The sequence below is a fragment of the Enterobacter sp. B79-1 genome (assembly GCF_057444735.1).
On sequence record NZ_JBYAZJ010000002.1, the window covers coordinates 493,553 to 505,420 of the forward strand.

The 11,868-nt window shown below is 55.5% G+C and carries 11 protein-coding genes and 1 pseudogene; 7 read left to right on the forward strand and 5 right to left on the reverse strand.

The window, feature by feature from the left end; all coding sequences use genetic code 11:
- Positions 1 to 3: 3 nt before the first annotated feature.
- Complete coding sequence (gene minC / locus AC2T6E_RS10155; RefSeq protein ID WP_010432720.1) at positions 4 to 711, reverse strand: septum site-determining protein MinC; 708 nt, start codon at positions 709 to 711, stop codon at positions 4 to 6.
- A 123-nt stretch (positions 712 to 834) separates the two neighbouring features.
- Between minC and AC2T6E_RS10160 the strand changes: the two genes are divergently transcribed.
- From AC2T6E_RS10160 to AC2T6E_RS10170, 3 genes are all read left to right on the forward strand, one after another.
- Positions 835 to 1,110 (forward strand): YcgL domain-containing protein, encoded by a 276-nt coding sequence (locus AC2T6E_RS10160; protein WP_454539939.1) that lies wholly within the window; start codon positions 835 to 837, stop codon positions 1,108 to 1,110.
- 47 nt (positions 1,111 to 1,157) lie between these two features.
- Positions 1,158 to 1,817, forward strand: coding sequence for a fumarylacetoacetate hydrolase family protein (locus AC2T6E_RS10165; protein WP_486691543.1), 660 nt, complete (start codon positions 1,158 to 1,160; stop codon positions 1,815 to 1,817).
- 93 nt (positions 1,818 to 1,910) lie between these two features.
- Positions 1,911 to 2,351, forward strand: a complete 441-nt coding sequence (locus AC2T6E_RS10170) for a YcgN family cysteine cluster protein (RefSeq protein WP_023336059.1) — start codon at positions 1,911 to 1,913, stop codon at positions 2,349 to 2,351.
- Positions 2,352 to 2,466: 115 nt separating this feature from the next.
- Here AC2T6E_RS10170 and dsbB read toward each other — a convergent pair whose 3' ends face one another.
- A complete protein-coding gene (gene dsbB / locus AC2T6E_RS10175) occupies positions 2,467 to 2,997 on the reverse strand; it encodes a disulfide bond formation protein DsbB (protein WP_089598221.1) in 531 nt (176 codons plus the stop codon).
- Positions 2,998 to 3,140: 143 nt separating this feature from the next.
- On the reverse strand, positions 3,141 to 4,679 hold the full coding sequence (nhaB, locus tag AC2T6E_RS10180; RefSeq protein WP_148399898.1) for a Na(+)/H(+) antiporter NhaB: 1,539 nt from the start codon (positions 4,677 to 4,679) through the stop codon (positions 3,141 to 3,143).
- Between the two features lie 201 nt (positions 4,680 to 4,880).
- Here nhaB and fadR point away from each other — a divergent pair, with 201 nt between their 5' ends.
- The gene (gene fadR / locus AC2T6E_RS10185; protein ID WP_010432738.1) at positions 4,881 to 5,600 is read left to right on the forward strand and encodes a fatty acid metabolism transcriptional regulator FadR; all 720 of its coding nucleotides are present in this window, start codon (positions 4,881 to 4,883) and stop codon (positions 5,598 to 5,600) included.
- Positions 5,601 to 5,712: 112 nt separating this feature from the next.
- Here fadR and AC2T6E_RS10190 read toward each other — a convergent pair whose 3' ends face one another.
- Entirely contained in the window at positions 5,713 to 7,245 is a 1,533-nt protein-coding gene (locus AC2T6E_RS10190; protein WP_486691547.1) for a SpoVR family protein, read from the reverse strand.
- A gap of 322 nt (positions 7,246 to 7,567) precedes the next feature.
- Between AC2T6E_RS10190 and AC2T6E_RS10195 the strand changes: the two genes are divergently transcribed.
- The 3 genes and pseudogenes from AC2T6E_RS10195 to AC2T6E_RS10205 all read left to right on the forward strand — a co-directional run.
- Complete coding sequence (locus AC2T6E_RS10195; protein ID WP_010432747.1) at positions 7,568 to 8,866, forward strand: D-amino acid dehydrogenase; 1,299 nt, start codon at positions 7,568 to 7,570, stop codon at positions 8,864 to 8,866.
- 9 nt (positions 8,867 to 8,875) lie between these two features.
- Positions 8,876 to 9,946 (forward strand): catabolic alanine racemase DadX, encoded by a 1,071-nt coding sequence (gene dadX / locus AC2T6E_RS10200; RefSeq protein WP_278435326.1) that lies wholly within the window; start codon positions 8,876 to 8,878, stop codon positions 9,944 to 9,946.
- Positions 9,947 to 9,962: 16 nt separating this feature from the next.
- Positions 9,963 to 10,106: pseudogene (locus AC2T6E_RS10205) on the forward strand (hypothetical protein); the annotation flags it as partial.
- On the opposite strand, the gene AC2T6E_RS10210 reads toward AC2T6E_RS10205, so the two are convergent.
- Positions 10,044 to 11,777: a potassium/proton antiporter gene (locus tag AC2T6E_RS10210; RefSeq protein ID WP_108417611.1), complete on the reverse strand. Its 1,734-nt coding sequence runs from the start codon at positions 11,775 to 11,777 to the stop codon at positions 10,044 to 10,046. The pseudogene AC2T6E_RS10205 and the gene AC2T6E_RS10210 overlap by 63 nt on opposite strands.
- Positions 11,778 to 11,868: the final 91 nt, after the last annotated feature.

Sequence of the window (11,868 nt, forward strand, 5' to 3'; positions counted from 1 at the left end):
GGATCAATTCAACGGTTGAACGGTCAACGCGTCGTCTGCCAGCAGCAGACGAGCCGCTTTGCCATAAAATTCGGCTGGGATCTTGTCGCTCAGCCAATATTCACCTGCGATGGACACCAGTTCCGCCGTCAGGTGACTACAAAATATTTGTGCTTCCCGATCGCCACTTGCGCCCGCGAGCGCACGCCCACGCATCATACCGTAGACGTGAATATTGCCATCCGCAATCAGTTCAGCGCCAGCACTGACGTGGCTTGTAACAATTAGATCACAGTTTGGCGCATAAATTCGCTGACCGGAACGAACCGGCACATCAATCAATCGCGTTTTTGTGACAGGTGTAACGTTTTGAACCGGGGGAGGGGGCGTCTGCACTGCCGCTGGGGCCGAACGAGGGGCTTTTTCTTTGCCTTCGGTCAGAAGCGGTAGCCCTGCCCGGTCAATCTCGGCTTTCAGTTCAGCATCTTTACAGCCGCTAATGCCGACAATACGCAGCCCGGTGGATGAAACCGCCTGCTGGAGAAGTTTCCAGTTAACCGGGGCATCCAGACCGCTCACATTGACGACAACGGGGGCATGTTTCAGAAAGGCGGGTGCCTGCGCGATTTTATCTTCTAACGCCTGACGAATAACCTCGGGTTTTGCATCATGCAAATGAACCACTGATAAGGTGAAGCTACTGCCTTTAAGCTCGATGGGCGTGTTTGACATCCTGGCCTTACTCAATTTGCTATTAACCGCAACAACTCGCTGCGATATTCCGAAGAGTATCAGGCATGTTATAGTCAGGAGTATATTGAGGCAAGCAACCACCCATTAATTCAGAGTAAAAACATGTTTTGTGTGATCTATAGAAGTACAAGCCGTGACCAGACCTATCTTTATGTCGAAAAGAAAGACGATTTTTCGCGCGTGCCTGAAGAATTAATGAAAAACTTTGGCCGCCCTCAGCTGGCCCTGCTGCTGCCGCTTGACGGGCGTAAGACGCTGGTGAATGCCGATCTGGAAAAAGTGAAATTGGCATTAACCGAGCAAGGCTATTATTTACAGCTTCCGCCACCACCCGAGAATTTATTAAAACAGCATCTTGAGGTGAACGGAAAGAAATAAACCCGGACGCTTCCGGGAACAACACATCAACCGTTTAGGGGTCGACCATGTATCAACATCATAACTGGCAAGGTGCATTACTGGATTATCCCGTCAGCAAAGTCGTCTGCGTGGGCAGCAACTACGCAAAACACATTCAGGAAATGGGCAGCGCGACGCCAGAAGAGCCGGTACTGTTTATTAAGCCCGAAACCGCACTCTGCGATATTCGCCAGCCGCTGGCGTTACCGCAAGGGTTGGGTTCTGTCCACCACGAAGTGGAGCTGGCCGTGCTAATTGGCGCCACGCTGCGCCAGGCTTCTGAAGAGCATGTGCAAAAAGCGATTGCCGGTTACGGTGTCGCCCTGGATCTCACCCTGCGTGATGTGCAGGGCAAGATGAAGAAAGCGGGGCAACCGTGGGAAAAAGCCAAAGGCTTTGATAACTCCTGCCCCATTTCGGGTTTTGTTCCGGTGAGCGAGTTTACTAATGACCCGCAGGACACCCCGCTCACCCTGAAGGTGAACGGCGAGGTTCGCCAGCAGGGCACCACGGCCGACATGATTCACAAGATCGTCCCGCTGATTGCCTACATGAGCCGCTTCTTCACCCTTAAACCGGGTGATGTGATCCTGACCGGTACGCCAGAGGGCGTCGGCCCGCTCAACGGTGGCGATGAGCTTGAGGTCAGTTTCAACGGCCTGTCGCTGAAAACACGCGTGCTGTAAAAACACCTTGCCGCCCGAAATGGGCGGCAAAACTTGCATCAACGTGCCAGACTCGTTATAAGGTGCGCTTTCTTTTGACGTGTGGACATCCTGATGAACGACATCCCTTTCTGGCAAAGTAAAACGCTCGACGACATGACCGACGCGGAGTGGGAGTCGTTGTGCGACGGCTGCGGACAGTGCTGCCTGCACAAGCTGATGGATGAGGACTCCGACGAGATCTATTTCACCAACGTCGCCTGCAAGCAACTGAACATCAAAACCTGCCAGTGCCGCAACTACGAACGCCGCTTTGAGTACGAGCCGGACTGCATCAAATTAACCCGTGAAAATTTGCCGACCTTTGAGTGGTTACCGCACACCTGCGCGTATCGCCTGCTGGCGGAAGGAAAAGATCTGCCGAAATGGCATCCGCTGCTGACCGGCTCTAAAGCGGCTATGCACGGCGAACGCATTTCCGTGCGCCATATTGCGGTGAAAGAGTCTGAAGTGCGGGACTGGGAAGACCACATCATGAATCACCCTAATCGGTGATAATAAAAAACCCGCCGAGGCGGGTTTTTTATTATGCGCTGTTGTGTCGGGTGGCGCTGCGCTTATCCGACCTACAAAACCGTAGGCCTGCGCAAGCGAAGCGCCGCCGGGCAACTTAGCGCCCGAACAGATCGCGTTTCTTCGGCTTAAACGGCTGGGCAATCAGCACCAGCAGGGCCACAACGAAGTAGGCCACAAAAATACCCACCAGCCACTGCGGCATTTCCAGCGTCAGGAATTCCCACTGACGCACAGAACAGTCGCCGGACGCCACAAAGACCTGCGGCAGCCACTTATCCAGCGGCAGCCAGCTTGGGAAGCGGGCGGCAAAATCACAGGTCATAAATGGTGACGGATGCAGCTGCATCATGGTGTGTTCCCAGGAGAGTTCAATTCCCTTCCAGGCACTGTACAGCCAGATAGCGATACCGGCGTAGCGTAACGGTGATTTCGGGGCAATCGCGCCCACCAGACCCGCGCCCATAATGCCGAACAATGCGCAACGTTCGTAGATACACAGCACGCAGGGCTTCAACCCCATCACATGCTGGAACCACAACGCGACCATTTCCAGCGCAAAGGCGGTCAGGGCCATTAACAACCACGCTCCGCGACCGCGAGAGCACTGGTTTAAAAATCTCAACATAATCATTTCCCTGGAACATGCTTAGAAAGCGCAGTGTAAACGAATTCGTTTTCCGCGCCACCTGTACCTGACGAAATAAAACGTAATTGGATGTTTATCATGCGAAAAGGCAAACGGGCAGCGAACTGCCCGATTTACACATCTTAATGCGCGGCAAGTATACCCGCTTGTATCAGCCAGTGCGTATAAGGAATGAGGGTAATTTTGACGCAAAGCAAACCCACAATCGTCAGTACCAGCGTATAGGGCAGGGCCATCCAGACCATTCTTCCATAAGAAAGTCGTATGAGTGGCGCAAGCGCTGAGGTCAGCAGGAACAGGAATGCGGCCTGGCCGTTAGGTGTCGCCACGGAAGGGAGGTTAGTGCCGGTGTTGATCGCCACCGCCAGCAGCTCAAATTGTTGAGCGCTGATAACGCCTTGCTCCATGGCTGCTTTCGCTTCGTTGATATACACCGTGCCGACAAAAACGTTATCGGAAATGGAGGAGAGCAAACCGTTAAACAGGTAAAACAGCGAAAGCTGGGCGTCGGGCGCGGCCTGTAATACAAAGGCAATAATCGGCGCAAACAGGTGCTGATCGATAATCACCGCCACTACCGCAAAGAATACCGCCAGCAGCGCGGTAAACGGCAGGGCTTCGGTAAAGGCTTTGCCGATAGCGTGCTCGTCGGTCACGCCGCTAAAGGTGGTGGCGAGAATAATAACCGACAGGCCAATTAACCCCACCTCAGCAAGATGAAAAGCCAGCGCAGCGATAAGCCAGACGCCAATGATGCCTTGTGCGATCAGGCGTAGCGTATCCTGGCGTGTGCGCTGACGGCGACTTTGCACGTCGAATCTATGCAGCTCCTGTCGCACCGTTTCAGGCAGCTTCGCGCCGTAGCCAAAGACGCTGAATTTCTCGACAAGAATACAGGTGACGACGCCGCAGATCAGCACCGGAACGCTCACTGGCGCCATGCGCAGGAAGAATTCGCCGAAATGCCAGTCCGCCGCTTTGGCGATGATCAGGTTTTGCGGTTCCCCCACCATCGTCATCACGCCGCCCAGCGCTGTCCCCACACCCGCATGCATCATCAGGCTACGCAGGAATGCGCGGAACTGCTCCAGCACCTCACGGTTATGCGCGTCGACATGGCTATCGTCCTGCAAATCCTCACCGGGTCGAGAAGACGCGACGCGATGATAAATGCCGTAAAAGCCGACGGCCACGCTAATCACGACGGCCACCACCGTCAGGGCATCAAGGAAGGCCGACAGAAACGCTGCCGCGAGACAAAACGCCACCGACAGGATCGTTTTTGAGGGAATGCTCAGCAGCAGCCGGGTAAAGATAAACAGCAGTAGCTGCTTCATAAAGTAGATGCCAGCCACCATAAACATCAGCAGCAGAAGCACCTCAAGATTGGATGCCAGCTCCTGTTTAACATGCTCCGCGCTGGTCATGCCAATCACCACCGCTTCAAATGCCAGCAGGCCGCCGGGAAGGAGTGGATAGCATTTCAGCGCCATCGCCAGGGTGAAGATAAATTCCGCCACCAGCAGCCATCCGGCAACAAACGGATTGACATAAAACAGGATGGGGTTAACGACCAGGAATACCAGAAGTATGAGTTTGTACCAGTCAGGTGACTGGCCTAAAAAGTTGCGCCACAGCGCGCGGCCAAATGAAATTTCCACGACAGACGTCCTTCCCCGTCAAATAAGGCAAAACATCAGTATACGCAAAAATGGTGGCGTAGAGGGGCATTAGGTCAAATTGTAAATTTCACAAAAATGAAACGGCGATCCCTCTTTTCTCTCTTTGCTGCGCTATCTGCCTCTGCGAGCCTCTGGTATGATGAGTCCAATTTGCTAAAGCTGTGTAATGGAAATCTCACTATGGTCATTAAGGCGCAGAGCCCGGCGGGTTTCGCGGAAGAGTACATCATTGAAAGCATCTGGAATAATCGTTTCCCTGCGGGATCAATTCTACCTGCTGAACGCGAACTCTCTGAACTGATTGGCGTCACCCGTACTACGTTGCGTGAAGTTCTGCAGCGTCTGGCACGTGATGGCTGGTTGACGATTCAGCACGGCAAGCCAACGAAAGTAAACAACTTCTGGGAAACGTCCGGGCTGAACATTCTTGAAACGCTGGCGCGTCTCGACCACGAAAGCGTGCCGCAGCTGATTGACAATCTGCTCTCCGTGCGTACCAACATCGCGACTATCTTTATCCGTACCGCGTTCCGTCAGCATCCTGAAGATGCGCTCGCGGTGCTGGCCAGCGCGAACGAGGTCGAAGACCACGCTGACGCTTTCGCCACGCTTGACTATAACGTCTTCCGCGGCCTGGCCTTTGCCTCCGGTAACCCGATTTACGGCCTGATCCTGAACGGGATGAAAGGGCTCTATACCCGTATCGGTCGCCACTACTTTGCTAACCCTGAAGCCCGCAGCCTGGCGCTGGGTTTCTACCATAAGCTGAGCAAGCTCTGTACCGAAGGGCTGCACGATCAGGTTTATGAGACGGTGCGTCGCTATGGGCATGATTCCGGTGAAATCTGGCACCGCATGCAGAAAACGCTCCCGGGCGATTTAGCGATTCAGACCCGCTAAAAGAAAAAACCTCTCGTATGAGAGGTTTTTTTTCGTCGGGTGGCGCTACGCCTTACCCGACCTACGGTTCTTGTAGGCCCGGTAAGCGTAGCGCCACCGGGCAAAAGCGACACTACAGCGTATTCAACCGCGCCGGGCACCGCTCCAGCAGCTCCACGCTGCCGTCTTCATTCTGCTGTTCAAGCAACACGTCAAAGCCCCACAGCCGATGCACGTGCTTCAGCACCTCTTTACGCCCTTTATCCAGCGGCGCGCGGTTGTGCGGGATATAGCGCAGCGTCAGGGAGCGGTCACCGCGTAAATCCACATTCCATACCTGGATGTTCGGCTCAAGGTTGCTCAGGTTGTACTGGGAAGAGAGGCGAGAGCGGATCTCGCGGTATCCCTCTTCGTTATGGATCGCCGAAATTTCCAGGTAGTTGTTACGGTCATCATCCAGCACGGTGAAGAAACGGAAATCTCGCATGATCTTCGGCGACATAAACTGGCTGATAAAGCTCTCATCCTTAAAGTCACGCATCGCGAAATGCAGCGTTTCCAGCCAGTCAGAACCGGCGATGTCCGGGAACCAGTATTTGTCTTCCTCCGTCGGCAACTGGCAGATGCGCTTGATGTCCTGGAACATCGCAAAGCCAAGGGCATACGGGTTAATGCCGCTGTACCACGGGCTGTTATAAGCAGGCTGGAACACCACGTTGGTGTGGCTGTGCAGAAACTCCATCATAAAGCGTTCGGAGACTTTCCCTTCGTCATACAGGTGGTTAAGGATGGTGTAGTGCCAGAAGGTCGCCCAACCTTCGTTCATCACCTGCGTCTGTTTCTGCGGGTAGAAATACTGGCTCACCTTACGCACAATGCGCAGGATCTCGCGCTGCCACGGCTCCAGCAGCGGGGCGTTCTTCTCCATAAAGTAGAGCAGGTTTTCCTGCGGCTCAGACGGATAACGACGCGCTTCGGCGACCGTTTTCTCCTCCTCACGCTTCGGCAGGGTACGCCACAGCATATTCACCTGGCTTTGCAGATACTCCTCGCGGCTTTTCTGCCGGGCCTTCTCCTCCTGTAAGGAGATTTTTTGCGGACGCTTGTAGCGGTCAACGCCGTAGTTCATCAGCGCGTGGCAGGAATCGAGCAGTTTTTCCACTTCATCCACGCCGTAGCGCTCTTCGCATTCGGTAATGTATTTACGGGCGAAAATCAGGTAATCGACAATCGAGCTGGCATCCGTCCAGCTGCGGAAAAGATAGTTGTTCTTGAAGAAAGAGTTGTGCCCGTAGCAGGCGTGCGCCATCACCAGCGCCTGCATGGTAATGGTGTTCTCTTCCATCAGATAGGCAATACACGGATTGGAGTTAATGACGATCTCATACGCCAGCCCCTGTTGACCGTGTTTATACAGCCGCTCCGTTTCAATAAATTTCTTACCAAAAGACCAGTGCGGATAGTTGATCGGCATCCCGACGCTGGAGTAGGCATCCATCATCTGTTCGGACGTAATGACTTCAATTTGATGGGGATAGGTATCCAGGCGATACAGTTTTGCTACCCGGTCAATCTCGGCCAGATAGACATCAAGCAGCTCGAAGGTCCAGTCGGGTCCATCGCTCAGACGTGTGTTGTCCTTGGATATGGAATCAATAGTAGCCATTAGCGCGCCCTCGTTGTTGGGAGCTCTCTCTGTCTGGAGAGCCTCCTTTCAAGCATAGATCAACGTGTTAAAAAGCGTGCTGAAGCAGAAATTTTTTCTTTGCGATTTCGCGTTTTTGATACGGCAAAAAAAGCGGGTCTCACAGAGTTTTATGCTGGCTAAAAATAACGCGCAGCAGGAGATCCCAAATTAGCTCTATCCCCTGATACAGGGGGATGTGTGAGGTAAGTCACCATAAAAAAGTCGTATGTTGAATAATATTTTCAACTAGGTTATCAATCTGTAATTAGAAGATTGTTCTTTTGCACATAATGGAGTGGCTATGCGTGTTGTCATACTGGGAAGTGGTGTCGTTGGCGTAACCAGCGCCTGGTATTTAAGTCAGGCGGGGCATGAGGTTACCGTTATCGATCGTGAATCTGGCCCGGCGCTTGAAACCAGTGCGGCGAACGCCGGACAAATCTCTCCGGGTTATGCGGCGCCGTGGGCAGCACCCGGCGTGCCGTTAAAGGCGATTAAGTGGATGTTCCAGCGTCACGCGCCGCTGGCGATCAGTCTCGACGGCACGCAGTTCCAGCTGAAGTGGATGTGGCAGATGCTGCGCAACTGTGACACCCGCCACTACATGGAAAATAAAGGACGCATGGTGCGTCTGGCGGAGTACAGCCGTGATTGCCTGAAAGCCTTACGCGCCTCGACGGGCATTGAGTACGAAGGCCGTCAGGGCGGTACGCTGCAGCTGTTCCGCACTGAGCAACAGTATGAAAACGCCACCCGCGATATCGCCGTGCTGGAAGATGCGGGCGTACCCTATCAGCTGCTGGAAGCCAGCCAGCTGGGGCAGGTGGAGCCTGCGCTGGCGGAAGTGGCGCATAAACTGACGGGCGGCCTGCGCCTGCCGAATGACGAAACCGGCGACTGCCAGCTCTTTACCCAACGTCTGGCGCAAATGTGCGAGCAGGCAGGGGTGAAATTCCGCTTTAACACCTCTGTCGACAAGCTGCTGTCGGAAGGGGAAAAAATTTACGGCGTGAAGTGTGGCGAAGAGGTGATCAAAGCCGATGCCTACGTGATGGCGTTTGGTTCGTACTCCACCGCCATGCTGAAAGGTATCCTCGATATTCCGGTCTACCCGCTGAAAGGCTACTCGCTGACCATTCCGGTGAAAGAAGAGAGCGGCGCGCCCGTGTCGACCATTCTGGACGAAACCTACAAAATCGCCATCACCCGCTTCGACAACCGCATTCGTGTGGGCGGCATGGCGGAGATCGTGGGCTTCAACACCGAACTGCTGCAGCCGCGTCGTGAAACCCTCGAAATGGTGGTGGGCGATCTCTTCCCGCGCGGAGGCTTTGTCGAACAGGCGACCTTCTGGACCGGTCTGCGCCCCATGACGCCGGACGGCACGCCGATTGTCGGCCGCACGCCGTATAAAAACCTGTGGACCAATACCGGGCACGGCACGCTCGGCTGGACGATGGCCTGCGGCTCGGGTCAGCTGCTGAGCGACCTGATATCTGGCCGCACGCCAGCAATTCCGTTTGACGATTTAAGTGCCGCACGTTATCAATCAGGGTTTACCCCATCGCGTCCGCAGCACCTGCACGGCGCACATAACTAAGGAGTCGTCATGTCCCGTCCCATTCTGGCTCAGCTGGATTTGCAGGCCCTGAAGGATAACCTGCAAATTGTTCGCCGTGCTGCGCCGGGTACACGCGTCTGGTCGGTAGTCAAGGCAAATGCCTACGGCCACGGCATTGACCGCATCTGGAGCGCCCTTAGCGCAACTGACGGTTTTGCGTTACTCAATCTGGAAGAGGCGATTCTGCTGCGCGAGCGCGGCTGGAAAGGGCCAATCTTGCTGCTGGAAGGCTTTTTCCATGCCGACGATCTGCCGCTGCTGGACAAATACCGTCTGACCACCAGCGTTCACAGCAACTGGCAGATTAAGGCGATTCAGGATGCGAAGCTCCACGCGCCGCTGGATATCTATCTCAAGGTGAACAGCGGCATGAACCGCCTGGGCTTCCAGCCTGAGCGGGTCCATACGGTCTGGCAGCAGCTGCGTGCCCTGAAAAATGTCGGTGAAATGACGTTGATGGCGCATTTTGCGGATGCTGAAAAGCCGGACGGCATTGCCGATGCCATGGTCCGCATTGAGCAGGCGGCAGAAGGGCTGGATTGCCTACGTTCGCTGTCGAACTCGGCGGCGACGCTTTGGCACCCTGAAGCCCACTATAACTGGGTGCGTCCGGGTATCGTACTGTACGGCGCGTCTCCCTCAGGCCAGTGGCAGGATATCGCCAACAGCGGCCTGAAGCCGGTCATGACCCTGCGCAGTGAAATCATTGGCGTGCAGACGTTGAAGGCGGGTGACACGGTAGGCTATGGCAGCCGCTACCGTGCGGCGGGCGAGCAGCGCATCGGGATTGTCGCGGGCGGTTATGCGGACGGCTATCCGCGTCTGGCGCCAACCGGCACGCCCGTGTGGGTCGATGGTGTTCGCACGGGCACGGTAGGCACCATCTCGATGGATATGATGGCGATAGATTTAACCCCCTGTCCGCAGGCGGGCATCGGATCGCCGGTCGAGCTGTGGGGTAATGAGGTTAAAATCGACGATGTGGCTTCCGCTGCGGGCACGGTCGGCTATGAATTGATGTGCGCGCTGGCACCGAGAGTGCCGGTTGTGACGGTGTAACGAATGGTTGTGTCGGGTGGCGCTAACGCTTACCCGACCTACCTTCGAGGGTTTTGTAGGCCGGGTAAGGCGAAGCCGCCACCCGGCAAAAAAACAACTACTCCGTTTCCTCTTCCATCGGCCTGACCCCGACTTTTCTCACCGCGTTATCTTCTTTCTCCGCAACCGTCCAGATCATCCCGGCAAACTCCACCTGGTCACCGACGACGGGTGCAGCGCCCAGCAGCTGCTGAATGATTTCCCCGAGCGTTTGCTGCTTGTCGCGGTACTCAAGTCCCTCATCCAGCCCGTAAATCAGCGCCACATCCGCAAACTTAGCGCTGGCTTCAAGAATAAAATCGCCGAAGAACCGCTGGTCCAGCGCGACAGGAGGCGACTGGCTGAACAGTTTGCCCAGCGCGGGCAGGTCGCGCTCGCGGCCGATGACGCACAGAATATCCCCTTCGCGCAGGCGGGTGCTGCCGGTAGGGTGCAGAAGGGCATTATCGCGGAACAAGGCGGCAATGCGCGTTTCGGCGGGCATATGCAGATCGCGCAGTGAGGCCCCCACGCACCATTTGTCGGCGCTGAGCTGGTAAACAAACTGCTCCCACGGGTTTTCCGGGTGAATATCCAGCCCCACGCGGGAGACCGGCCAGCCAACGGGCGGCACCACCACTTTGGCCTTTTTCGCCGCCCACCCGAGGGACGTTCCCTGGAACAGCAGCGAGATCAGCACCACGAAGAACGCCACGTTAAAGAACAGCCGCGCGTTGTCCAGACCGGCCATCATCGGGAACACCGCAAGGATAATCGGCACCGCGCCGCGCAGGCCCACCCAACTGATGAACACCCGTTCGCGCAGGTTGAAGCCGCGAAACGGCAGCAGACCCGCGAACACCGAGAGCGGACGGGCGAAGAAGATCATCCACGCAGAAAGCAGCAGCGCCGGAACGGCGATCGGCAGCAGGTCGGATGGCGTGACCAGAAGGCCCAGCACCAGGAACATGCCGATCTGCGCCAGCCACGCCAGGCCGTCGAAGTTCTGCAAAATGGCATGGCGGTTACGAATCGGCCGGTTGCCCATCAGGAAACCGCAGAGGTAGACGGCGAGAATGCCGCTGCCGTCCAGCGCGGTGGTGACGGCAAAAATCAGAATTCCGCCGCTCAGCGCCAGCAGGGGGTAAAGCCCCGCGGGCAGCGAAATGCGATTGATCATCTGCTGTAACAGGTATCCCCCTGCCAGGCCAATAACAATCCCCAGCCCAAACTGCTGCAGGATATGCCACGCGAACATCCAGCTTAATCCGGTTTCGTGCTGCTGGATCATCTCAATCAGCGTGATGGTGAGAAACACCGCCATCGGATCGTTACTGCCGGACTCAATCTCAAGCGTTGAGCCGACGCGCTCGTTTAGCCCTTTACCGCCAAGCAGGGAAAATACCGCAGCGGCGTCGGTTGAACCGACAATCGCGCCGATCAGCAAACCTTCCATGAGATTGAGATGGAAAAGCCACGCGGCCATCATCCCGGTGAGGCCGGAGGTAATCAACACGCCGACCGTCGCGAGCGACAGCGCAGGCCCTAATGCGACGCGAAAAGAGCTCGCCTGGGTGCGCATCCCGCCGTCCAGCAGGATCACCGCCAGCGCCAGGTTACTCACCATGTAAGCGAAAGGGTAGTTATCGAATGGGATACCGCCGATGCCATCAATGCCAGCCAACATGCCGATGGCAAGGAAAATAACAAGAATAGGTATGCCGAGACGTGATGAAAATGAACTCAATAAAATACTGCTGGTTACAAGCACAGAACCCAGAATGAAAAGGCTGATTATTGCTGCGGCATCCAATGTTGTCGTACTCCCACCTCAATGTTAACGCTGTTATTAAAACCCTAACATATTAACGACAGGAACAGCGTTTTATTGAGGCGGTTTAAGC

What these genes read in the sequence shown, in the direction of transcription:
- AC2T6E_RS10165 (WP_486691543.1), top strand. Translation starts at nt 1,158, where the DNA reads ATGTATCAACATCATAACTGGCAAGGTGCATTACTGGATTATCCCGTC.
- AC2T6E_RS10170 (WP_023336059.1), top strand. Translation starts at nt 1,911, where the DNA reads ATGAACGACATCCCTTTCTGGCAAAGTAAAACGCTCGACGACATGACC.
- AC2T6E_RS10190 (WP_486691547.1), bottom strand. Translation starts at nt 7,245, where the DNA reads ATGGCTACTATTGATTCCATATCCAAGGACAACACACGTCTGAGCGAT.
- AC2T6E_RS10195 (WP_010432747.1), top strand. Translation starts at nt 7,568, where the DNA reads ATGCGTGTTGTCATACTGGGAAGTGGTGTCGTTGGCGTAACCAGCGCC.
- dadX (WP_278435326.1), top strand. Translation starts at nt 8,876, where the DNA reads ATGTCCCGTCCCATTCTGGCTCAGCTGGATTTGCAGGCCCTGAAGGAT.
- minC (WP_010432720.1), bottom strand. Translation starts at nt 711, where the DNA reads ATGTCAAACACGCCCATCGAGCTTAAAGGCAGTAGCTTCACCTTATCA.
- dsbB (WP_089598221.1), bottom strand. Translation starts at nt 2,997, where the DNA reads ATGTTGAGATTTTTAAACCAGTGCTCTCGCGGTCGCGGAGCGTGGTTG.
- fadR (WP_010432738.1), top strand. Translation starts at nt 4,881, where the DNA reads ATGGTCATTAAGGCGCAGAGCCCGGCGGGTTTCGCGGAAGAGTACATC.
- AC2T6E_RS10160 (WP_454539939.1), top strand. Translation starts at nt 835, where the DNA reads ATGTTTTGTGTGATCTATAGAAGTACAAGCCGTGACCAGACCTATCTT.